Origin of the sequence: Klebsiella sp. I138, from assembly GCF_051131765.1 — a bacterium.
Classification (GTDB): domain Bacteria; phylum Pseudomonadota; class Gammaproteobacteria; order Enterobacterales; family Enterobacteriaceae; genus Klebsiella.
The window spans coordinates 3,918,884-3,941,064 of the sequence record NZ_CP180447.1 but is presented as its reverse complement, the minus strand read 5'-3'; the positions used below and the strand labels follow the sequence as shown (position 1 = coordinate 3,941,064).

Genomic DNA, 22,181 nt, shown 5'->3' with positions numbered 1-22,181 from the left:
CGATAACGTTCTGTTCCGCGCGACTGGAGTAGATGATGCAGTTCTCTAAAATGCATGGCCTTGGCAACGATTTTATGGTCGTTGACGCGGTAACGCAGAATGTTTTTTTCTCACCGGAGCTGATTCGCCGCCTGGCGGATCGTCATCTGGGCGTCGGTTTCGATCAGCTGCTGGTTGTTGAGCCGCCTTACGATCCGGATCTGGATTTCCATTATCGCATCTTCAATGCCGACGGCAGCGAAGTGTCACAGTGTGGCAATGGCGCACGCTGCTTTGCCCGGTTTGTCCGTTTGAAAGGCTTGACCAATAAACGTGATATCTGCGTGAGCACGGCGAACGGCCGTATGGTATTAAGCGTAACGGAAGACGATCTGGTGCGCGTCAATATGGGTGAGCCGAACTTCGAGCCATCGCAGGTACCATTCCGCGCTAACAAAGCGGAAAAGACCTATATTATGCGTGTTGCCGAGCAGACAGTATTGTGCGGCGTGGTCTCGATGGGCAACCCGCACTGCGTTATTCAGGTCGACAATGTAGAAACCGCTGCGGTAGAAACGCTTGGTCCGGTGATGGAAAGTCATGAGCGCTTCCCGGAGCGCGCTAACATCGGCTTTATGCAGGTGGTAGAACGCGATCGCATTCGTCTGCGTGTTTATGAGCGCGGCGCGGGCGAAACCCAGGCCTGCGGCAGCGGCGCCTGTGCGGCGGTCGCGGTTGGTATCCAACAGGGATTGCTGGCCGAAGAAGTACGCGTGGAATTACCAGGCGGGCGTCTTGATATCGCCTGGAAAGGCCCGGGCCAACCGTTGTTTATGACTGGCCCGGCGGCACATGTCTACGACGGATTTATTCACTTATGAAACAAGTCGGGGAAGAACAGCAGGAAATCACCGGCGCGCTGAACGATCGCGCGGTGGTGGACTATCTGTTGCAACATCCTGAATTCTTTATTCGTAATGCAGCATTAGTTGAGCACATGCGCGTACCGCATCCGGTGCGCGGCTCAATCTCGCTGGTGGAATGGCACATGGTGCGGGCGCGTAACCATATCAACGTGCTGGAAGAGAACATGATGCTGCTGATGGAGCAGGCGACGGCGAATGAGAGCCTGTTCCAGCGTCTGCTGCATCTGCAGACGCGGCTGGCGGCGGCAGAAAGCCTTGACGAGATGCTGAACCGCTTTCACCGCTGGGCCCGTGAAATCGGGCTGGCGGGCGCAACGGTGCGTCTGTTTCCCGATAGCTGGCGGCTCGGCGCACCATCAAAGTTTACCCATCTGGCGCTGAGCCGGCAGGCGTTTGAACCTATCCGTATTCAGCGTCTTGGTCAGGCTAGTCACTATCTTGGGCCGCTGCATGGGCCTGAGCTGCTGGTGGTGCTCCCGGACGCGAAAGCTATCGGCTCGGTAGCAATGTCCTTACTGGGCGGCGATGACGCGCCCGGCGTAATGCTTTTCAGCAGCCGTGATGTCCAGCATTATCAGCAAGGCCAGGGAACGCAGCTGCTGCAGGAAATCGCGCTAATGCTGCCGGGTCTGTTGGAGCGCTGGGTTGAACGCGCATGATAGATTCTCCCTTATTCACTGCCGTTGACCGCTTCCTGCGCTATCTGGGCGTGGAGCGTCAGCTTAGCCCAATCACGCTCCTGAACTACCGGCGCCAGCTGGATGCGCTGATGGCGCTCGCTGAACAGGCGGGGCTCAAAACCTGGCAGCAGTGCGACGCCGCTCAGGTTCGAGGCCTGGCGGTGCGTAGCCGCAAACAGGGACTGGGGCCGGCAAGTCTTGCGCTGCGGCTCTCTGCGCTGCGCAGCTTTTTTGACTGGCTGGTGGCCCAGGGCGAGCTGACGGCAAACCCGGCGAAGGGTATCTCCGCCCCGAAAATTCCCCGCCACTTACCGAAAAACATCGACGTCGATGACGTGGACCGGCTGCTGGATATCGATCTTAACGATCCGCTGGCGGTACGCGACCGGGCTATGCTGGAAGTGATGTACGGTGCGGGTTTGCGTCTTTCTGAGCTGGTCAATCTCGATATTAAACACCTTGATCTGGAGTCCGGCGAGGTGTGGGTGATGGGGAAAGGGAGCAAAGAACGTCGTCTGCCGATTGGGCGCAGCGCAGTGGCGTGGATCGAACACTGGCTTGATTTGCGCGGCCTGTTTGGCACCGATGACGACGCGCTGTTTTTATCAAAATTGGGTAAGCGTATCTCCGCGCGTAATGTGCAGAAGCGCTTTGCCGAATGGGGCATTAAGCAGGGACTGAACAGCCACGTGCACCCGCATAAATTGCGTCACTCCTTTGCCACTCATATGCTGGAGTCGAGCGGCGATCTGCGCGGTGTGCAGGAGCTGCTGGGCCATGCCAATCTCTCGACCACTCAAATCTATACCCATCTTGATTTTCAACACCTTGCCTCGGTGTATGATGCGGCGCATCCGCGCGCCAAACGGGGGAAATAATGCGCTTTTACCGACCGCTGGGCCAGATTTCTGCACTGACGTTTGATCTGGACGATACCTTATATGACAACCGCCCGGTTATCGACCGGACGCTGCATGAGTCGCTGGCCTTCGTGCGCAGCTATCATCCGTCGCTGAGCCAGTTTGATGCCCACGAGCTGCAACGTCTGCGCCAGACGCTGCTGGAGACAGAGCCGGACATTTACCACGACGTGACCGAATGGCGGCGACGTGCGCTGGTGCTCGGCATGATGAATGCCGGGCTTTCTGCCGGGCAGGCCGCCGAGGGCGCGGATGCGGCAATGGCGAATTTTGCCCACTGGCGCAGCCTGATCGATGTCCCGCAGGAAACTCACGATACGCTGGCCGCGCTGGCGGAGAAATGGCCGCTGGTCGCGGTGACCAACGGCAACGCGCAGCCGGAGCTCTTTGGCTTGAGCGATTATTTCCGTTTTGTGCTGCGTGCCGGCCCGGACGGGCGATCGAAGCCCTTTGCCGATATGTATCATCTGGCCGCAGAGCGTCTTGATCTGCCGCTGACGCAGATACTTCACGTGGGGGATGACCTGACTACCGACGTGGCGGGCGCTATCCGCTGCGGCATGCAGGCCTGCTGGATTAAACCGCAGGGGGCCGATCTGATGCGTGCCGCCGACAGCCGCCTGCTACCGCATATTGAAATTTCGCGGTTGGCATCTCTGACCTCGCTGATATAATCACCATTAGTTCTGTATATATTAACAGTATGTCCGGTAGACGATACGTTGCCGGGCAGCTCATTTCCGGCGGTGCCAATGGACGTTTCTTACCTGCTCGACAGCCTTAATGATAAACAGCGTGAAGCCGTCGCCGCTTCGCGCACCAATATGCTGGTTCTGGCTGGAGCGGGCAGCGGTAAGACTCGCGTTCTGGTACACCGTATCGCCTGGCTGCTGAGCGTCGAAAACTGCTCACCGTATTCCATTATGGCCGTCACCTTTACCAACAAAGCGGCGGCGGAGATGCGCCATCGTATCGGCCAACTGATGGGGACAACCCAGGGCGGGATGTGGGTCGGAACATTCCACGGGCTGGCGCACCGCCTGCTGCGGGCCCACCATCTGGATGCGAATCTGCCGCAGGATTTTCAGATCCTCGATAGCGAAGACCAGCTGCGTCTGCTGAAGCGTCTGATTAAGGCGATGAACCTCGACGAGAAACAGTGGCCACCGCGTCAGGCGATGTGGTACATCAACAGCCAGAAAGACGAAGGGCTGCGCCCACACCATATTCAGAGCTACGGCAACCCGGTAGAACAAACCTGGCAGAAAGTGTATCAGGCCTATCAGGAAGCCTGCGATCGCGCCGGGTTGGTAGACTTTGCCGAGCTGCTGCTGCGCGCGCACGAGCTGTGGCTCAACAAACCGCATATTCTCCAGCACTACCGTGAGCGCTTCACCAATATCCTCGTCGATGAGTTTCAGGATACCAACAACATCCAGTATGCCTGGATTCGCCTGCTGGCGGGCGACAGTGGCAAGGTGATGATTGTCGGCGATGATGACCAGTCGATCTACGGCTGGCGCGGCGCCCAGGTGGAGAACATCCAGCGCTTCCTTAACGACTTCCCCGGCGCAGAAACCATCCGCCTGGAGCAGAACTACCGTTCAACCAGCAACATCCTGAGCGCAGCGAACGCCCTGATTGAAAACAACAGCGGGCGTCTGGGCAAAAAACTGTGGACCGACGGCGCCGATGGCGAACCGATCTCGCTCTATTGTGCCTTCAACGATCTGGATGAAGCGCGGTTTGTCGTGAACCGTATTAAAACCTGGCAAGAGAACGGCGGGGCGCTTGAGCAGTGCGCCATTCTTTATCGCAGCAACGCCCAGTCGCGCGTGCTGGAAGAGGCGCTGCTGCAGGCCAGCATGCCGTATCGGATCTACGGCGGTATGCGCTTCTTCGAACGTCAGGAAATTAAAGATGCGCTGTCGTATCTGCGCCTGATCGCCAACCGCAACGACGACGCGGCCTTTGAGCGCGTGGTCAATACGCCAACCCGCGGTATCGGCGACCGGACGCTGGACGTGGTGCGCCAGACTTCTCGCGATCGCCAGCTCACGCTTTGGCAGGCGTGCCGTGAACTGCTGAAAGACAAAGCCCTGGCCGGCCGTGCCGCCAGCGCGTTACAGCGCTTCATGGAGCTGATTGACGCCCTGGCACAGGAAACGGCGGATATGCCGCTGCACGTACAGACCGATCGGGTGATTAAAGACTCCGGCCTGCGCACGATGTACGAGCAGGAAAAGGGTGAGAAGGGCCAGACGCGAATCGAAAACTTAGAGGAGCTGGTGACGGCAACGCGTCAGTTCAGCTATAACGATGAAGACGAAGATTTAATGCCGCTGCAGGCTTTCCTCTCCCATGCTGCGCTGGAAGCGGGTGAAGGGCAGGCGGATACCTGGCAGGACGCGGTACAGCTGATGACCCTGCACTCGGCGAAAGGTCTGGAGTTCCCGCAGGTGTTTATCGTTGGCGTGGAAGAGGGGATGTTCCCGAGCCAGATGGCGCTGGATGAAGGCGGCAGACTGGAAGAAGAGCGTCGCCTGGCCTACGTCGGCGTGACGCGGGCGATGCAGAAGCTGACCCTGACCTACGCGGAAACCCGTCGGCTGTATGGCAAAGAGGTATACCATCGCCCGTCGCGCTTTATCGGCGAGCTGCCGGAAGCCTGCGTTGAAGAAGTGCGTCTGCGTGCGACGGTGAGCCGCCCGGTCAGCCATCAGCGGATGGGGACGCCGATGGCGGAAAACGATACTGGATATAAGCTGGGCCAGCGCGTACGCCATCCTAAATTCGGCGAAGGCACCATTGTGAACCTGGAAGGCAGCGGGGAACACAGCCGTTTGCAGGTAGCTTTCCAGGGGCAAGGTATCAAATGGCTGGTGGCGGCCTATGCGCGGCTGGAAACAGTGTAACATTAAGAAAAATATAGTTTTTTTGTAATAATCTGCTAGCCTTGTATGCTAAAGGGCAGGATTTGCTCTTTAGCGTTCCGTTGCGTGTTGACGCCGTTTTTGTGCTGGCGTAACATGCGCGCACGATTACGCTAAGAGGACATTCGCCTTGGACACACCCAGTAGATGCTGGCTCAACTTCCTGTCCGTCAGGAACAACTCCTAAGGCTATCCTCTTATGCTGATAGCCTTAGCGGTTGTCAGCGACCCGTCATACCCGTCGCTCTGAGTCAGGCTTAATGGTCTGAAACCCAAATTGTTTCTGTGTGCCCACCGAACTGTCCGATAATTTTTTTGCATTGGGAGTCCCGGTCATGCTGAGCGCATTTCAACTGGAAAATAATCGTTTAACACGCCTGGAAGCTGATGAGATCAAGCATCTTGCCAGTTCGGTGTGGGTCGATCTGGTCGAGCCCGACGACGAAGAACGAAGCCGCGTGCAGACGGAATTGGGTCAGAACCTGGCAACGCGCCCGGAACTGGAAGATATCGAAGCATCGGCGCGTTTCTTTGAAGATGAAGACGGTTTACATATTCACTCTTTTTTCTTTTTTGAAGATGCAGAGGATCACGCCGGTAACTCCACCGTGGCATTTACGATTCGTGAAGGGCGCCTGTTCACCCTGCGTGAACGTGAATTGCCGGCGTTTCGCCTCTACCGCATGCGCGTTCGCAACCAGTTAATGGTTGATGGCAACGCCTATGAGCTGCTGCTGGATCTGTTTGAAACCAAAATTGAACAGCTGGCGGATGAAATCGAAAATATTTATAGCGACCTGGAAAAACTCAGCCGCGTCATTATGGAAGGCCGTCAGGGCGATGAGTACGATGATGCGCTCTCGACGCTGGCGGAGCAGGAAGATATCGGCTGGAAGGTACGCCTGTGCCTGATGGATACCCAGCGTGCTCTGAACTTCCTTGTGCGTAAGGCGCGTTTGCCTGCGGGGCAGCTGGAGCAGGCGCGCGAGATCCTGCGAGATATCGAATCCCTGCTGCCGCATAACGAATCGCTGTTCCAGAAGGTTAACTTCCTGATGCAGGCGGCGATGGGCTTTATCAACATCGAGCAGAACCGCATCATCAAGATCTTCTCGGTGGTTTCTGTGGTCTTCCTGCCGCCAACGCTGGTGGCATCAAGCTATGGGATGAACTTTGAGTTTATGCCGGAGCTGCACTGGAGCTTTGGCTACCCGGGAGCCATCGTCTTTATGATGCTCGCCGGCCTGGCGCCGTATCTCTACTTTAAGCGTAAAAACTGGCTGTAGATTGTCTGACTCCCGGATAGCGGCAGCGCCGCTGCCCGGGCCTCATGCGGTTTCGCTCAGGGTTATCCCTTACGCAGTCGGCGCTGGGTATACAGCGCATCGATGATAAAGACCAGCAGTGCAATCCAGATAAAGGCGAAGGTCACCATCTTATCGGCCCCCGGCACTTCCCCGTAAAATACTACCGCCAGCAGGAACATCAGCGTCGGACCAATATACTGGAAGAACCCCAGCGTAGAGAGTCGCAGGCGGGTGGCCGCCCCGGTAAAGCACAGCAGCGGAATGGTGGTGACAACCCCGGCCGCCATCAGCAGCAGGTTCAGCGACCATGGGTTTTGCCCCATATGGCTGGTTGGGCTATCGGCGATGGCAAACAGATACAGCGCCGCGACCGGTAAGAGCCACAGGGTTTCAACCAGCATCCCGGTTTGTGCGTCAACGGCGATCTTTTTGCGCAGCAGTCCGTAAAAGGCGAAGCTAAAGGCCAGCCCCAGGCCGATAATCGGCAGCGAACCAAAGGTCCACAGCTGTACCAGCACGCCGCAAAGCGCCAGCAGTACCGCCAGCCACTGCATCCGGCGGAAGCGCTCGCCGAGGAAGATCATCCCCAGCACAATATTCACCAGCGGGTTAATAAAGTAGCCCAGGCTGGCTTCCAGCATATGGTGGTTATTCACCGCCCAGATGAAGAGCAGCCAGTTGCCGCCAATCAGCACTGCCGATACCGCCAGCAGGAACACCTTTCGCGGCGTATGCAGCAGTTTCTTCACCTGCGGCCACTGGTGGCTAAGGCTGATCAATGCCAGCATGAAAAAGAAAGACCAGATCACGCGATGGGTGAGGATTTCATCGGCGGGAACATAGTAGATAAGCTTGAAATAGGCGGGTGCAATGCCCCAGATAAAATAGGCGGCAAGAGCCAGTATAATCCCCAGCCGCGTTTGTTTTGCATCCATCGGTAGAATCCGTTACGCCAAAACAGCGATGTTACTTTATTTACCGCGATCAACCCACCATATACGTCGCCGTGGCGCTGGCGATATAAACCTGTTCTTCGTTATGCAATTCCACGCGAGCAACTGCAACCTTGTTTCCGGCACGCAGCAGGCTGCTGGTGGCGGTAAAATGTTCGCCGCGCCCTGGGCGCAGATAGTCAACGCGTAGATCGATGGTGCCCATGCGCGACAGACGCTGGCGCAACTCTTCTTCATTGATGGTGTTGTGCCGGGTTAGCGTACTGCCTACGCACACCAGCCCGGCGGCGACGTCCAGCGCCGAGGCGATGACTCCGCCGTGCAGAATGCTTTGCGCCCAGTTACCCACCATCATCGGTTGGTTTTTAAAGCTCAACTGGGCAAACTCTTTTTCGTAACGCTCTAACTTCAGGCCCAAGGCGCGGTTGAAAGGCATGTGGTCGACAAAAATTTCGCCGACCAGCTTAAGGGCGGCTTCGGCAGTAAGTTCAGACATGACGATGATATCCATTCGTTAATGAGATGTTGATTTTATGCTTCTAAAACGGTGATTTCCACTTTCAGAACGGATAACCGGGCAGGGGGCTTGTAAACAGGTAGAATGGATGACGGGTAAAACAGAAATAATAATCACTCATTCAGGAGAACAGTAATGCGTATCTCTTTGGCCTGGCTGGTCGCGTTTAGCGCGCTTCCGGCTGGCGTTTTGGCGCAGGATGCGCCGGTTAGTCATCCCGTTCATGATACCCCTGCGGTACGCGGTAGCATTATCGCTAATCTGTTGCAGGACCATGATAATCCTTTCTTGCTGTATCCCTACGAGAGTAACTACCTGCTCTATACGTGGAGCAGTGATATCAACAAGGAAGCGATCTCCAGCTATGACTGGGCTGAAAATGCCCGCAAGGACGAAGTCAAATTCCAGCTCAGCCTGGCGTTTCCGCTGTGGCGCGGGATCCTCGGTGAGAACTCGCTGCTCGGGGCCTCCTATACGCAGAAGTCCTGGTGGCAACTCTCTAATAGCAAAGAGTCGGCGCCGTTTCGCGAAACCAACTATGAACCGCAGCTGTTTTTGGGGTTTGCTACCGATTATCAGCTCGCTGGCTGGACGTTGCGTGATGTCGAAATGGGCTACAACCACGATTCTAACGGGCGTTCGGACCCGACATCCCGCAGCTGGAACCGCCTGTATGCTCGCCTGATGGCGCAAAATGGTAACTGGCTGGTGGAGGTTAAACCCTGGTATGTCGTCGGCAGTACCAACGATAACCCGGATATTACTAAATATATGGGCTATTACCGCCTGAAAGTCGGCTATCAGCTCGGTGAGGCTATCCTGAGTGCTCAGGGGCAATATAACTGGAACAGCGGTTATGGCGGTGCAGAACTTGGCGTCAGCTACCCGATCACCCGCCACGTGCGCTTCTACACTCAGGTCTACAGCGGTTATGGCGAATCGCTCATCGACTATAACTTTAACCAGACGCGGGTTGGCGTCGGTGTAACGCTTAACGATCTGTTTTAATCGTTGCACTCTGGCTCACTGGCGCTGAAAATAGCGCCTGTTTTCTTTTCAGGCAGACGGGGTCAACGTGGCACAGGCGGAAGTATTGAATCAAACATTGCTGGCAAAACAGGTTTTACAGGAAACCTTTGGCTACCAGCAGTTTCGCCCAGGCCAGGAAACCATTATCGATACGGCGTTGGGCGGGCGTGACTGCCTGGTCGTCATGCCCACCGGCGGCGGTAAATCGCTGTGCTATCAGGTGCCTGCGTTGGTGATTGGTGGCCTGACGGTAGTGGTATCGCCGCTGATCTCGTTGATGAAAGATCAGGTCGATCAGCTGCTGGCGAACGGTGTGGCCGCCGCCTGTCTGAACTCGACGCAGAGCCGCGAGCAGCAGCAGGATGTCATGGCCGGCTGTCGCAGCGGGCAGATTCGTCTGCTGTATATTGCCCCGGAACGGCTGATGCTGGATAACTTCCTTGAGCATCTCAGCCACTGGAATCTGGCAATGCTGGCGGTGGACGAAGCGCACTGTATTTCCCAGTGGGGGCATGATTTCCGACCGGAATATGCCGCATTGGGCCAGCTGCGTCAGCGGATGCCGCAGATTCCGTTTATGGCGTTAACGGCAACGGCCGATGACACCACCCGCCGCGATATTGTGCGCCTGCTGGGGCTGAACGATCCGCTGATTCAGGTCAGCAGCTTCGACCGCCCGAACATCCGCTATATGCTGATGGAGAAGTTTAAACCTCTCGATCAGCTGATGCGCTACGTGCAGGACCAGCGCGGCAAATCGGGCATTATCTACTGCAACAGCCGTTCGAAAGTAGAAGATACCGCCGCCCGTCTGCAAAGCCGCGGTATTAGCGCGGCGGCCTATCATGCCGGGCTGGAAAATGGCGTTCGTGCCGACGTGCAGGAGAAATTCCAGCGCGACGATCTGCAAATTGTGGTGGCTACGGTGGCTTTCGGCATGGGGATCAATAAACCCAACGTCCGCTTCGTGGTGCACTTTGACATTCCCCGTAATATCGAATCCTACTACCAGGAAACCGGCCGCGCCGGGCGCGATGGCCTGCCGGCGGAAGCGATGCTGTTTTACGATCCGGCAGATATGGCGTGGTTACGTCGCTGCCTGGAAGAGAAACCCGCCGGGCCGCTGCTGGATATTGAACGCCACAAGCTGAATGCAATGGGCGCATTTGCTGAAGCGCAAACCTGTCGCCGCCTGGTGCTGCTCAACTATTTTGGTGAAGGGCGTCAGGAAGCCTGCGGCAACTGCGATATTTGCCTCGATCCGCCGAAACAGTACGACGGTTTAATGGACGCGCGTAAGGCGCTCTCGACGATTTACCGCGTGAATCAACGTTTCGGTATGGGTTACGTGGTGGAGGTGCTACGCGGGGCGAATAATCAGCGCATTCGTGAGATGGCGCATGACAAGCTGCCGGTATACGGTATTGGCCGCGAGCAGAGCCATGAGCATTGGGTGAGCGTAATTCGCCAGCTGATTCATCTTGGCCTGGTCACGCAAAACATCGCCCAGCATTCGGCGCTTCAGTTGACCGAAGCTGCCCGCCCGGTTCTGCGTGGCGAGGTACCGCTACAGCTCGCCGTTCCGCGTATCGTGGCGCTCAAACCGAAGGCGATGCAAAAAACCTTCGGCGGCAACTACGACCGCAAGCTGTTCGCCAAGCTGCGTAAGCTGCGTAAGGCAATTGCCGATGAAGAGAATATCCCACCGTACGTCGTGTTTAACGACGCGACGCTGATCGAAATGGCGGAGCAATCGCCGATCACCGCAGGTGAGATGCTGAGCGTAAACGGCGTGGGCACGCGGAAACTGGAGCGTTTCGGGAAAGAGTTTATGGCGCTGATCCGCACGCATATCGATGGTGAAGATGAGTAGTCAGCCGGGCAAAAAAGTGTCAGGATAGTTTCGGTCTTCACTATATTCCTGCTAGTAAAATTGCCGAGAGATTAGGGTTCAATCATGCTGATGCTTTTCCTCACCGTCGCGCTGGTGCATATCATTGCGCTGATGAGTCCAGGTCCGGACTTTTTCTTTGTTTCGCAGACCGCCGTTAGCCGCTCTCGTAAAGAGGCGATGATGGGCGTGCTGGGGATTACCTGTGGCGTAATGGTCTGGGCGGGCGTCGCACTGCTTGGTCTGCACCTGATTATCGAAAAAATGGCCTGGCTGCACACCATTATTATGGTCGGCGGCGGCTTGTATCTGTGCTGGATGGGCTACCAGATGCTGCGTGGCGCGCTGAAGAAAAGCGATGTGGCGGCAGCGGAGCCGCAGGTGGAACTGGCTCGTAGCGGGCGCAGTTTCCTCAAAGGGCTGCTGACCAACCTCGCGAACCCTAAAGCAATTATCTACTTTGGCTCCGTCTTCTCACTGTTTGTCGGCGATAACGTCGGCACGGGTGAGCGCTGGGGGATTTTCCTGCTGATCGTTCTTGAAACGCTGGCCTGGTTCACCGTCGTAGCCAGCCTGTTCGCCTTACCGACCATGCGTCGTGGTTATCAGCGGATGGCAAAATGGATCGACGGCATTGCCGGCACGCTCTTTGCTGGCTTCGGCATTCATCTGATTATTTCGCGCTAAGCGCAGACTTTCCCGGTTTGCATCAGGCAAACCGGGCCTCTCCCGTCAGGCATGGCGTGCGGAAGCCAACAGCGCACCCACTAGCATAAACAACGATCCGAAGACTTTGTTCAATGCCTTCATCTGTTTGGGGCCTTTAATCCACGCCGCAATACGCTGCGCCAGCGTCGCGTAGCCAATCATCACAATGATATCCACCACGATGGTGGTGATCCCGAGCACCAGATACTGCATGACCTGAGGCTGATGCGGCACGATAAACTGCGGGAACAGCGCGGCCAGGAAGACAATGCTTTTCGGGTTAGTGAGGTTAACGAAAACCGCACGCTGGAACAGTTTCCCACGCGTTTGTGCCTTCGCCAGCGTGTTCAGATTGAGAGAACCTGCTGCGCGCCACTGCTGAATACCTAGCCAGATAAGATAAGCTGCCCCCGCCCATTTCAGCACTTCGAAGGCCAGCACCGAGCGGGAAAATAGCGTTCCCAGGCCGATCCCAACGAGAACGATATGAATTGCCAGCCCGGTTTGTAGCCCGGCAATCGACGCGGCTGCGCCGCGGTAGCCGTGGTTGATCGAGGTCGTCATGGTATTAATTGCCCCGGAACCCGGCGACAGGCTGAGAATAATGGATGTCAGCAGATAGGCGAACCACCACTCGAACGTCATGAGAAACTCCCTGGTTGTCTGTTTTTATGCCACAATACGCTATTGTGTGAGCATTGTGTGATACGCGATAAAAAAACGATTTTCAGTGGTTAACAGGGGTGTAAGCCCGATGTTTCGGCAGCAAAAGGATTGGGACACACGAGAAAACGCGTTTGCGGCTTTTACGATGGGGCCACTCACCGATTTCTGGCATCAGCGGGAAGAAGCGGAATTCCGGGGCGTAGACGATGTCCCGGTCCGTTTTGTTCGCTTTTGCGCCAAAGATAACGATCGGGTCGTGGTCATCTGCCCGGGGCGTATTGAAAGCTACGTTAAATACGCCGAGCTGGCTTACGATCTTTTCCACAGCGGTTTCGACGTGATGATTATCGACCATCGTGGCCAGGGGCGTTCCGGGCGAATATTGACCGATAGCCATCGGGGCCACGTGGTGCGCTTTAGCGATTATGTCGACGATCTGGCTGCGCTCTGGCAGCAGGAAGTCGCCCCCGGCCACTGGCGAAAACGGTTTATCCTGGCGCACTCGATGGGGGGGGCGATCGCGACGCTATTTTTGCAACGTCACCAGCAGCATTGTGACGCCATCGCGCTGTCCGCGCCTATGTTCGGTATCGTTATGCGCTTCCCCGACTGGATGGTGCGCCATATTCTCGACTGGGCTGAGGGCCATCAGCGCATTCGTGAAGAGTATGCCCTGGGTACCGGTCGCTGGCGGGCGCTGCCCTTTTCGGTCAACGTGTTAACGCATAGCCGCCAACGCTATCGCCGTAATCTGCGCTTTTATGCCGATGAGCCGCAGCTGCGCGTCGGTGGGCCAACCTACCACTGGGTGCGTGAGGGGATCCTCGCGGGTGAAGAAGCGCTGGCGGGCGTTGAAAAAGACACGACGCCCACGCTGTTATTGCAGGCAGAAGAAGAACGCGTGGTCGATAACCGTATGCACGAACGCTACTGCGAACTCCGCGCTGCGGCAGGTCGACCCTGCGAAGGTAATAAGCCACTTGTCATAGAAGGGGCATACCATGAGATCCTTTTTGAAAAGGACGCCATGCGCTCAGTCGCGCTGAATGCCATCGTCGATTTTTTCGGTCGACATAATTAGAGCCTGCCAGGTCAGGTTCTTAATCCGGCGAAACGCTCGTCGCCCTGCTTAGAGGTTAAAATTTTTATGTACCAGGTTGTTGCGTCTGACTTAGATGGCACGCTGCTTTCTCCCGATCACTACTTAACTCCCTACGCAAAAGAGACGCTGCAGCTGCTGACCGCGCGCGGGATCAATTTTGTTTTCGCCACCGGTCGTCATTACATCGATGTCGGGCAAATTCGCGATAATCTCGGCATTAAATCCTACATGATCACCTCCAACGGCGCGCGCGTGCACGATAGCGAGGGAAAACAGATCTTTGCGCATAACCTTGACCGTGATATCGCGGGCGATCTGTTTGAAATGATGCGTAATGACCCGAAGGTGGTGACTAACGTCTATCGCGAAGATGAGTGGTATATGAACCGCCATCGTCCGGAAGAAATGCGTTTTTTCAAAGAAGCGGTGTTCAACTACAAGCTGTATGAAGCGGGCGAGCTCGATCCGCAAGGGATCAGCAAAGTATTCTTCACCTGCGAAGATCACGAGCATCTGCTGCCGCTGGAGCAGGCGATCAACGCCCGCTGGGGCGATCGCGTCAACGTCAGTTTCTCGACCCTGACCTGCCTGGAAGTGATGGCCGGTGGCGTGTCGAAAGGGCATGCGCTGGAAGCGGTTGCTAAAATGCTCGGCTATCGCCTGAAAGACTGTATCGCTTTTGGCGATGGCATGAATGATGCCGAAATGCTGTCGATGGCGGGCAAAGGCTGCATCATGCAGAATGCCCACCAGCGGCTGAAAGACCTGCATCCGGATCTGGACGTGATCGGCAGCAACGCTGACGATGCGGTGCCACATTATTTGCGTAAGCTCTATCTCGCCTGATAAAGATTGACGACTGTGCGTTTATTGCTCAGTCGTCAACCTGACTCTTCGCTACAATGAATGCTCTTCTTCCTGAGAGACATTCATTGTGGCGCTACTGATTATTACCACTATCCTGTGGGCTTTTTCCTTTAGCCTGATAGGCGAATACCTGGCAGGTAGCGTCGATAGCTACTTTTCCGTGCTGATGCGCGTGGGTCTGGCGGCGCTGGTGTTCCTGCCGTTTTTGCGTACCCGTGGGCAATCACCGCGTACTATCGTGCTCTATATGCTGGTCGGCGCAATGCAGCTGGGCATCATGTATCTGCTGGCATTCCGCGCCTATGTATACCTGACGGTTTCTGAATTCCTGCTGTTTACCGTCTTTACGCCACTCTATATCACGCTGATTTATGATCTGCTCAGCGGGCGCAAGCTACGCTGGGGATATCTGCTGAGCGCGGGGCTGGCGGTGCTGGGGGCGGCCATTATCCGCTATGACAAGGTGAGCGATCATTTCTGGACGGGGCTGCTACTGGTCCAGCTGTCGAACCTCTGTTTTGCTATCGGGATGGTGGGCTACAAGCGCCTGATGGAGCTGCGTCCGATGCCGCAGCACAATGCGTTTGCCTGGTTCTATATGGGCGCTTTCCTGGTGGCGGTGGCGGCCTGGTTTGCGCTGGGCAATCCGCAGAGGCTGCCGACCACCCCGCTACAGTGGGGGGTTCTGGTCTGGCTGGGCGTGGCGGCGTCGGGGCTCGGTTACTTTATGTGGAACTACGGGGCGACGCAGGTGGATGCCGGAACGCTGGGCATTATGAATAACGTACATGTCCCAGCCGGGCTGCTGGTAAACCTTGCCATCTGGCAGGAGCAGCCCCACTGGCCGAGCTTTATTACAGGAGCTCTGGTGATCCTGGCCTCACTGTGGGTCCATCGCCGTTGGGTCGCTCCGCACTCCGGACAAACGGCAAATGATCGCAAGCGTGATTCCGCGCTGAGCGAATAAACGCTTCGGTAACCGGCTGACGCTGCTCGCCGTCGCGCACTGCGGCGTACAGCCGGCTCCACAGTCCTTCGCCCAGGGTTTTAGTGACGACCAGACCCTGGCGCTCAAAGCTTTCCACCACCCAGTGCGGCAGGGCAGCGATGCCCATCCGCGCGGCGACCATCTGGATTAGCAGCAGGGTATTGTCGACGCTCTTGAGCTGCGGGCTGATACCCGCCGGCTGCAGGAAGTGGCGCCAGACATCCAGGCGCCCGCGCTGAACCGGATAAATCAACAGCAGTTCTGCCGCCAGGTCCTCCGGAGAAATGCGCGTTTTCGCCGCCAGCGGATGCTCTGGCGCCAGGATCAACCGCACTTCGAAATCAAACATTGGTGAATAGTGCAGACCGCTGCGCGGCAGGATATCGGAGGTCATGACCAGGTCCAGTTCGCTTTGCTGCAAGGCTGGCTGGGGGTCGAAGGTCACGCCAGACTGGAAATCCACTTCGACATGCGGCCAGCGGGCGCGGAAGCTCTCCAGCGCCGGAGTCAGCCACTGAATACAGCTATGGCACTCGATGGCGATGCGCAGACGGGTTTGCTGCGGCTCATGGCAGTCCTGCAGCGCGCGGCTGATTTGCGGCAGAACCTGGTTTGCCAACTGAAGCAGGATCTCCCCCTGCGGCGTAAAGCGCAGAGGCTGACTTTTACGCACAAACAAGCGGAAGCCAAGGCGCTGTTCCAGATCGCTGAACTGGTGGGACAGGGCGGACTGGGTCTGGTGCAGTGCTGCCGCAGCGCCTGCCAGCGACCCGCTGTTCCGCAACGCCTGTAGCGTTTTCAGGTGTTTAATTTCGATCATGAAAGTCCTTCACTTCGGCATGAATAATTTGCGCTTGAGGAATATACAGTAACCTTCAATTATGGATGTGTAAACATCTGGACGTCTAAACTCGTCATATTTCGACTTGCAGATGCGTTGGCTGCCTCGCTTACCCCAGTCACTGACTTCAGTAAGCTCCTGGGGATGCGCATCGTTGCCGCCTTCCTGCAAGCCGAACTATTTAGCGTTTTTCTTCAGATTCAATGAAATAAGAGAGGAACAAAAATGACAATCATTAATCACACCCTCGGTTTTCCCCGCGTTGGCCTACGCCGTGAGTTGAAAAAAGCGCAAGAGAGCTATTGGGCGGGTAACTCCACCCGTGAAGAGCTGCTGACCGTGGGGCGCGAGCTGCGCGCTCGCCACTGGGATCAGCAAAAGCAGGCGGGCGTGGACCTGCTGCCGGTGGGCGATTTCGCCTGGTACGACCATGTTCTGACTACCAGCCTGCTGCTGGGCAATGTGCCGGCTCGTCATCAGAACAAAGATGGCTCAGTTGATATCGATACCCTGTTCCGCATTGGCCGCGGTCGCGCACCGACCGGCGAACCGGCGGCAGCGGCAGAAATGACCAAATGGTTTAACACCAACTATCACTATATGGTGCCGGAATTCAGCAAAGGTCAGGAATTTGCACTGACCTGGACGCAGCTGCTGGATGAAGTCGATGAAGCCCTGGCGCTGGGTCACAAGGTGAAACCTGTACTGCTGGGCCCGGTTACGTATTTATGGCTGGGTAAAGTAAAAGGTGAGCAGTTTGACCGTCTGAGTCTGCTGAGCGATATTCTGCCGGTTTACCAGCAGGTTCTGGCGGAACTGGCCAAACGCGGCATTGAGTGGGTGCAGATTGACGAGCCCGCGCTGGTGCTGGAGCTGCCGCAGGCATGGCTGGATGCGTTCAAACCGGCATATGACGCGCTTGCAGGCCAGGTTAAGCTGCTGCTGACTACCTACTTTGAAGGTATTACCGCTAACCTCGACACGATTACTGCGCTGCCGGTTCAGGGGCTGCACGTAGACCTGGTTCACGGTAAAGATGATGTGGCCGGGCTGCATCAACGTCTGCCTGCCGACTGGCTGCTCTCCGCGGGGGTGATTAATGGCCGTAACGTCTGGCGTGCCGACCTGACCGAAAAGTACGCACAAATCAAAGACCTCGTCGGTAAGCGCGAACTGTGGGTTGCCTCTTCATGCTCCCTGCTGCACAGCCCGATCGACCTGAGTGTTGAAACCCGCCTCGATGCGGAAGTGAAAAGCTGGTTTGCCTTCGCGCTGCAAAAATGTGAAGAGCTGGCCCTGCTGCGCGATGCGCTGAACAGCGGCGATACGACGAAACTGGTGGCGTGGAGCGCACCGATTCAGGCCCGCCGCCACTCTAGCCGGGTGCATAACGCGGCGGTGGAAAAACGTCTGGCAGCTATTACTGCTCAAGATAGCCAGCGCAACAGCCCATATGCTGAACGTGCCAGGGCACAGCGCGCGCGCTTTAATCTGCCGGCATGGCCGACCACCACCATCGGTTCTTTCCCGCAGACTACCGAGATTCGCGGCCTGCGTCTGGATTTCAAAAAAGGCAATCTTGATGCCAGCAACTACCGTACCGGTATCGCAGAGCACATCAAGCAGGCGATTGTTGAGCAGGAGCGTTTAGGGTTAGATGTTCTGGTTCACGGCGAAGCCGAGCGTAATGACATGGTGGAGTACTTCGGTGAGCACCTCGACGGGTTTATCTTCACGCAAAACGGCTGGGTACAGAGCTACGGCTCCCGCTGCGTGAAGCCGCCGGTGGTGATCGGGGATGTCAGCCGTCCGGAAGCGATCACCGTAGAGTGGGCGAAGTTTGCTCAGTCGCTAACCGACAAGCCGGTAAAAGGCATGCTGACCGGTCCGGTAACCATTCTCTGCTGGTCTTTCCCGCGTGAAGACGTCAGCCGCGAGACCATCGCGAAGCAGATTGCGCTGGCGCTGCGTGACGAAGTCGCGGACCTGGAAGCGGCCGGGATCGGCATCATCCAGATTGATGAGCCGGCGCTGCGTGAAGGCCTGCCGCTCAAGCGCAGCGACTGGGATGCGTACCTGCAGTGGGGCGTAGAGGCTTTCCGTATTAACGCCGCCGTGGCGCAGGATGATACCCAGATCCACACCCATATGTGTTACTGCGAGTTCAATGACATCATGGATTCGATTGCTGCTCTGGACGCGGATGTGATTACCATTGAAACATCGCGTTCCGATATGGAGCTGCTGGAGTCGTTTGAAGAGTTCGAATACCCGAACGAAATCGGGCCGGGCGTGTATGACATCCACTCGCCGAACGTCCCAAGCGTGGAATGGATTGAAGCGCTGCTGGAGAAAGCGGCTCAACGTATCCCGGCAGAGCGTCTGTGGGTAAACCCGGACTGCGGCCTGAAAACCCGCGGCTGGCCGGAAACCCGCGCCGCGCTGGCCAACATGGTGAAAGCCGCACAGAACCTGCGTCAGGCATAGTTCTACAGCTCAACCATTCATTCCCGAGAGGAGGCCCTGTGCCTCCTTTTTTTGTCTTTTGTTCTTAATTTCCTCGCAACGACTTCTTATCAAATTCGGATAAACGATAGACCATTTTTTGAACTCTCTCACGAATATGATATCATTATATTGTTATAACAATTGCCACCAAAATAAAAAAGGAACCTCTGTATGGACTATCGCCAGGTGGGAAGCGCAATTGTGAAGCACTGTGGTGGCCTGTTGAATTTACAACATGTCACCAACTGTATGACCCGTGTACGGATGACGATTGGCGATCGGTCGCTGGTTGACATTGTCGCGCTGAAAAGTATCGACGGCGTGCTGGGTGTTGTTGAAGACGATACGCTGCAGGTGATTGTCGGACCGGGAAAATCGACAAAGGTCGCGGATGAAATTAACGACATGTTGAAGGGACTGTCGGTTGGCGAGGCGCCGCGAAGCTCGGTGGAGCAAAAGGCTACGCTGGCGCGGGAAAAAGCAAAACGGCAGACCCGGACCAAAATCATTCTTAAACACATTGCCAATATTTTCGTCCCCATACTGCCCGCGCTTATTGCCGCCGGTATTCTGATGGGCATCAATAATGTGCTGGTGAATTCTGCCGCTTCCTGGGCATTGGCGCATCACGTCGTGGCGCTGGGCGATCTCTCCCCGACCCAGGTCGTGCTCGATCAGCGGCACCTGCTTGGCGTCAGCCAGTTTCTCGATATTGTCTCGAAAGCGCTATTTGGGTTCCTGGCTATCTATACCGGCATGTCGGCGGCAAAAGAGTTCGGTGGCAATGCAATTATGGGCGGCCTGTTAGGGGGCGTGACGATGCTGCCGCAGCTTACCGCCTTTGGGCTGGTGCCGGGCCAGGGTGGGCTGATTGGTGTTATTTTCTGCGCCTGGCTGATGTGTCTGTTGGAAAAACGGGTACGGCGGTTTGTGCCGGATATCGTTGATGTCGTTGTGACACCGACGATCGTGGTGGTGGTGATGGCAGCGGCACTGCTGTTCGCCATTATGCCGGTGGCCGGAATAATCTCTGACGGCATTCTGCATGGGCTAAACGGTCTGCTTGCCGGTGGCGGTATTGCGGCAGGCTTTGTTCTCTCTGCGCTCTTTCCGTTCTTAATCTCGCTGGGCCTGCACCACGGGCTGTTCCCGGTCCATATCGAAATGATAAACGCCACCGGCCATGCCCCGCTGTTTGCGATCCAGATTATGTCGAATGCCGGAATGGTGGGGGCAGCGACGGCGGTACTGGTGATGACTCGCGATCCGGTCATGAAGAAAATTGCCAGGGGGGCCATTCCAACGTCCATTCTGGCCGTCGGTGAGCCAACGATTTTTGGCGTTAACATTCCCACCGGGTTTGCTTTTATCACCGGATCTATCGGGGCGGGATTTGGCGGCGTAATGGTGGTGTTACTGGGGGTCACGACCAACGGGATTGGGGCGGCCGGGCTGTCCGCGTTGCCGCTTATCGCCGACGGTAAATATTTGCAGTACATCCTGGCGTGGTTAACCGGTTGTACCGCCGCATTCGTATTGACGTACATCGTCGGAAAAATACGTGGTTACGATAAAGAAACGGCGTGAGAAAGGGAAAGGGGTAAAGCATGAAAGCGATTATGTTGATGTTTGATTCGCTGAACAAACGTCTGTTGTCAGCTTACGGCAGTGACCGAGCGATCACGCCGAATTTTCAGCGATTGCGGGAACGCACGGTGCGTTTTGATAATTTTTACGTAGGCAGCATGCCGTGTATGCCTGCCCGAAGAGAGCTGCACACCGGGCGCTATAATTTCCTCCACCGTGGTTGGTCGCCGCTGGAGCCGTTTGATGATTCCGTCCCGGAAATACTGAAGAAAAGCGGTATTCACACTCACCTGGTGACAGACCATAAGCACTACTGGCGAGATGGCGGTGCGACATATCATTCGCGCTACAGTACCTTTGAGTTCGTGCGCGGACAGGAGGGGGACGCCTGGAAAGGTGTCGTGGAAAAGCCGGAATATCGGTATGAATCCGGTGAACCGAGTGAGATCAAACAGCGGCGAATTGCCAGCCGGGTGCAGCATCAGATCAACGTCCAGTTTATGCAGAATGAAGAAGATCATCATCTGGCCAGGACGATTGGTAAGGGGCTGGAGTTTCTTGAAACCAACCATGCCAGCGATAACTGGTTCCTGCAGCTTGAATGTTTCGATCCGCATGAACCGTTTTTTGTGCCGGAAAAATACCTGAAAATGTACGGCATCGACGATCCATCTCAGTTTGACGGCTGGCCTCCTTACTATTTTGTGACCGAAACCGATGAGCGTAAGAGTCTGATTCAAACGTACTATATGGCGCTATTGACGATGGTGGACGCCTACGTCGGCAAGGTGCTGGATTATATGGATCGTTACGATCTCTGGCAGGACACCATGCTTATCGTCAATACCGACCACGGTTTTTTGCTTGGCGAGCACGAGTGGTGGGGGAAGAATATTATGCCGCTGTATAACGAAGTGGCGAATATTCCCTGCTTTATCTGGCATCCCCGTTACGGTTGTGCGGGCGAATCGCGGCAGGCGTTAGCGCAGACGATTGATATTCCGGCAACGATACTGGATTGCTTCGGGCTGGATAAGCCGGCTGATATGCAGGGAGTATCACTCTTGCCTGCGCTGTCTGACGATACGCCAGTGCGAGATTATGCACTATTTGGCTATCACGGCTGCCATATCAATATTACCGATGGCCGCTATGTCTATATGCGCTCGCCTGTTGAGCAAAGTATTGATGGATTGTATGAGTACACGCTTATGCCGACCCGAATCAATCGACGCTGCACGCCGCAGGAGCTTAAAGGGATGACGATGCACCCGCCATTTTCGTTTTCGAAGGGCTGCCCGCTGATGAAAATTCCCGCAGAGTCGGTGATGACCAGAGGGGCCGATCGGTTTGGGCATCGCCTGTACGATGTGATGACAGATCCGGCGCAGCAAACGCAGTGTCGTGATGAAGGGGTAGCACGGGAGCTGATCTCGCAGATGATGCGGATGATGCAGGAAAGCGACGCTCCCGCTGAGCTGTATGCGCGATATGGACTAGCGGAACCCTTTGCTTCACTGTTCGGGCTGGACCCGCATTTATTACCGGAACTCGCCGACTTTGAACCGCAGGTACGTTATGGGTTGTTTGCGTTGCTCCAGCATCTTGAAGGCAGTGGCCAGCAGACTCTGGTGGGAAAACTTCGGGCCGCCAGCAGCGCCGACTGGACTCGTGAAAATCTGTGGGCCTTCGTGCAGAACGAGGTTCCAGAGGAGCAGCACCAGAGTGTGTACTATAAGATGGCGTTGGAAATGCGACTTGATTAAGAGGTACCCCGGC

At 56.2% G+C, this 22,181-nt stretch carries 20 protein-coding genes; 16 read left to right on the top strand and 4 right to left on the bottom strand.

Features of this window, described 5'->3' with window-relative positions; translation table 11 throughout:
- The first annotated feature begins 35 nt into the window (after positions 1-35).
- The 7 genes from dapF to corA all read left to right on the top strand — a co-directional run bounded on the left by dapF (position 36) and on the right by corA (position 6,724).
- Positions 36-860, top strand: a complete 825-nt coding sequence (dapF, locus tag ACMYSK_RS18400) for a diaminopimelate epimerase (protein WP_434644194.1) — start codon at positions 36-38, stop codon at positions 858-860.
- Complete coding sequence (locus ACMYSK_RS18395) at positions 857-1,564, top strand: DUF484 domain-containing protein (RefSeq protein ID WP_434637589.1); 708 nt, start codon at positions 857-859, stop codon at positions 1,562-1,564. The genes dapF and ACMYSK_RS18395 overlap by 4 nt, the downstream gene beginning before the upstream one ends.
- Positions 1,561-2,463 (top strand): tyrosine recombinase XerC, encoded by a 903-nt coding sequence (xerC, locus tag ACMYSK_RS18390; protein ID WP_434637587.1) that lies wholly within the window; start codon positions 1,561-1,563, stop codon positions 2,461-2,463. Before ACMYSK_RS18395 ends, xerC begins: the two co-directional genes overlap by 4 nt.
- Positions 2,463-3,179 (top strand): 5-amino-6-(5-phospho-D-ribitylamino)uracil phosphatase YigB, encoded by a 717-nt coding sequence (yigB, locus tag ACMYSK_RS18385; protein ID WP_434637585.1) that lies wholly within the window; start codon positions 2,463-2,465, stop codon positions 3,177-3,179. The genes xerC and yigB overlap by 1 nt, the downstream gene beginning before the upstream one ends.
- 78 nt (positions 3,180-3,257) lie before the next feature.
- Positions 3,258-5,420 carry a DNA helicase II gene (gene uvrD / locus ACMYSK_RS18380; RefSeq protein ID WP_434637583.1) on the top strand — a complete coding sequence of 721 codons (2,163 nt, stop codon included), beginning with the start codon at positions 3,258-3,260 and terminating at the stop codon, positions 5,418-5,420.
- Positions 5,421-5,568: 148 nt separating this feature from the next.
- Positions 5,569-5,625, top strand: a complete 57-nt coding sequence (gene ysgD / locus ACMYSK_RS18375; protein ID WP_350028775.1) for a YsgD/CorL family protein — start codon at positions 5,569-5,571, stop codon at positions 5,623-5,625.
- A 148-nt stretch (positions 5,626-5,773) separates the two neighbouring features.
- A complete protein-coding gene (corA, locus tag ACMYSK_RS18370) occupies positions 5,774-6,724 on the top strand; it encodes a magnesium/cobalt transporter CorA (protein WP_004869610.1) in 951 nt (316 codons plus the stop codon).
- 62 nt (positions 6,725-6,786) lie between these two features.
- Here corA and rarD read toward each other — a convergent pair whose 3' ends face one another.
- Positions 6,787-7,680 carry an EamA family transporter RarD gene (gene rarD, locus ACMYSK_RS18365; RefSeq protein WP_434637581.1) on the bottom strand — a complete coding sequence of 298 codons (894 nt, stop codon included), beginning with the start codon at positions 7,678-7,680 and terminating at the stop codon, positions 6,787-6,789.
- A gap of 49 nt (positions 7,681-7,729) precedes the next feature.
- The gene (gene yigI / locus ACMYSK_RS18360; protein ID WP_434637579.1) at positions 7,730-8,194 is read right to left on the bottom strand and encodes an acyl-CoA thioesterase YigI; all 465 of its coding nucleotides are present in this window, start codon (positions 8,192-8,194) and stop codon (positions 7,730-7,732) included.
- A gap of 156 nt (positions 8,195-8,350) precedes the next feature.
- On the opposite strand from yigI, the gene pldA reads away from it, so the two are divergent.
- From pldA to rhtC, 3 genes are all read left to right on the top strand, one after another.
- Complete coding sequence (pldA, locus tag ACMYSK_RS18355) at positions 8,351-9,223, top strand: phospholipase A (RefSeq protein WP_434637577.1); 873 nt, start codon at positions 8,351-8,353, stop codon at positions 9,221-9,223.
- Between the two features lie 67 nt (positions 9,224-9,290).
- Positions 9,291-11,117: an ATP-dependent DNA helicase RecQ gene (gene recQ, locus ACMYSK_RS18350; protein WP_434637576.1), complete on the top strand. Its 1,827-nt coding sequence runs from the start codon at positions 9,291-9,293 to the stop codon at positions 11,115-11,117.
- Positions 11,118-11,201: 84 nt separating this feature from the next.
- A complete protein-coding gene (gene rhtC / locus ACMYSK_RS18345) occupies positions 11,202-11,822 on the top strand; it encodes a threonine export protein RhtC (RefSeq protein ID WP_434637574.1) in 621 nt (206 codons plus the stop codon).
- A gap of 45 nt (positions 11,823-11,867) precedes the next feature.
- On the opposite strand, the gene rhtB is transcribed toward rhtC, so the two are convergent.
- Positions 11,868-12,488, bottom strand: a complete 621-nt coding sequence (gene rhtB / locus ACMYSK_RS18340) for a homoserine/homoserine lactone efflux protein (protein ID WP_434637572.1) — start codon at positions 12,486-12,488, stop codon at positions 11,868-11,870.
- A 109-nt stretch (positions 12,489-12,597) separates the two neighbouring features.
- Here rhtB and pldB point away from each other — a divergent pair, with 109 nt between their 5' ends.
- The 3 genes from pldB to ACMYSK_RS18325 all read left to right on the top strand — a co-directional run bounded on the left by pldB (position 12,598) and on the right by ACMYSK_RS18325 (position 15,445).
- A complete protein-coding gene (gene pldB / locus ACMYSK_RS18335) occupies positions 12,598-13,590 on the top strand; it encodes a lysophospholipase L2 (protein ID WP_434637570.1) in 993 nt (330 codons plus the stop codon).
- 66 nt (positions 13,591-13,656) lie between these two features.
- The gene (yigL, locus tag ACMYSK_RS18330; RefSeq protein ID WP_434637568.1) at positions 13,657-14,457 is read left to right on the top strand and encodes a sugar/pyridoxal phosphate phosphatase YigL; all 801 of its coding nucleotides are present in this window, start codon (positions 13,657-13,659) and stop codon (positions 14,455-14,457) included.
- 88 nt (positions 14,458-14,545) lie between these two features.
- Positions 14,546-15,445, top strand: a complete 900-nt coding sequence (locus tag ACMYSK_RS18325) for a carboxylate/amino acid/amine transporter (protein WP_434637566.1) — start codon at positions 14,546-14,548, stop codon at positions 15,443-15,445.
- Here the strand turns inward: ACMYSK_RS18325 and metR are convergent.
- A complete protein-coding gene (gene metR / locus ACMYSK_RS18320; RefSeq protein ID WP_434637564.1) occupies positions 15,333-16,286 on the bottom strand; it encodes an HTH-type transcriptional regulator MetR in 954 nt (317 codons plus the stop codon). The two genes, ACMYSK_RS18325 and metR, sit on opposite strands and share 113 nt — an antisense overlap.
- 246 nt (positions 16,287-16,532) lie before the next feature.
- Here metR and metE point away from each other — a divergent pair, with 246 nt between their 5' ends.
- From metE to ACMYSK_RS18305, 3 genes are all read left to right on the top strand, one after another.
- A complete protein-coding gene (metE, locus tag ACMYSK_RS18315; RefSeq protein ID WP_434637562.1) occupies positions 16,533-18,794 on the top strand; it encodes a 5-methyltetrahydropteroyltriglutamate--homocysteine S-methyltransferase in 2,262 nt (753 codons plus the stop codon).
- 192 nt (positions 18,795-18,986) lie between these two features.
- Positions 18,987-20,402: a PTS transporter subunit EIIC gene (locus ACMYSK_RS18310; protein ID WP_434637560.1), complete on the top strand. Its 1,416-nt coding sequence runs from the start codon at positions 18,987-18,989 to the stop codon at positions 20,400-20,402.
- A 20-nt stretch (positions 20,403-20,422) separates the two neighbouring features.
- Complete coding sequence (locus ACMYSK_RS18305) at positions 20,423-22,168, top strand: sulfatase-like hydrolase/transferase (RefSeq protein WP_434637558.1); 1,746 nt, start codon at positions 20,423-20,425, stop codon at positions 22,166-22,168.
- Positions 22,169-22,181: the final 13 nt, after the last annotated feature.

Coding starts and splice junctions, on each gene's coding strand:
- metE (WP_434637562.1), top strand. CDS start 16,533: ATGACAATCATTAATCACACCCTCGGTTTTCCCCGCGTTGGCCTACGC.
- corA (WP_004869610.1), top strand. CDS start 5,774: ATGCTGAGCGCATTTCAACTGGAAAATAATCGTTTAACACGCCTGGAA.
- rhtB (WP_434637572.1), bottom strand. CDS start 12,488: ATGACGTTCGAGTGGTGGTTCGCCTATCTGCTGACATCCATTATTCTC.
- uvrD (WP_434637583.1), top strand. CDS start 3,258: ATGGACGTTTCTTACCTGCTCGACAGCCTTAATGATAAACAGCGTGAA.
- dapF (WP_434644194.1), top strand. CDS start 36: ATGCAGTTCTCTAAAATGCATGGCCTTGGCAACGATTTTATGGTCGTT.
- yigL (WP_434637568.1), top strand. CDS start 13,657: ATGTACCAGGTTGTTGCGTCTGACTTAGATGGCACGCTGCTTTCTCCC.
- metR (WP_434637564.1), bottom strand. CDS start 16,286: ATGATCGAAATTAAACACCTGAAAACGCTACAGGCGTTGCGGAACAGC.
- rhtC (WP_434637574.1), top strand. CDS start 11,202: ATGCTGATGCTTTTCCTCACCGTCGCGCTGGTGCATATCATTGCGCTG.
- ACMYSK_RS18305 (WP_434637558.1), top strand. CDS start 20,423: ATGAAAGCGATTATGTTGATGTTTGATTCGCTGAACAAACGTCTGTTG.
- pldB (WP_434637570.1), top strand. CDS start 12,598: ATGTTTCGGCAGCAAAAGGATTGGGACACACGAGAAAACGCGTTTGCG.
- yigI (WP_434637579.1), bottom strand. CDS start 8,194: ATGTCTGAACTTACTGCCGAAGCCGCCCTTAAGCTGGTCGGCGAAATT.
- rarD (WP_434637581.1), bottom strand. CDS start 7,680: ATGGATGCAAAACAAACGCGGCTGGGGATTATACTGGCTCTTGCCGCC.
- pldA (WP_434637577.1), top strand. CDS start 8,351: ATGCGTATCTCTTTGGCCTGGCTGGTCGCGTTTAGCGCGCTTCCGGCT.
- xerC (WP_434637587.1), top strand. CDS start 1,561: ATGATAGATTCTCCCTTATTCACTGCCGTTGACCGCTTCCTGCGCTAT.
- ACMYSK_RS18395 (WP_434637589.1), top strand. CDS start 857: ATGAAACAAGTCGGGGAAGAACAGCAGGAAATCACCGGCGCGCTGAAC.
- yigB (WP_434637585.1), top strand. CDS start 2,463: ATGCGCTTTTACCGACCGCTGGGCCAGATTTCTGCACTGACGTTTGAT.
- ACMYSK_RS18310 (WP_434637560.1), top strand. CDS start 18,987: ATGGACTATCGCCAGGTGGGAAGCGCAATTGTGAAGCACTGTGGTGGC.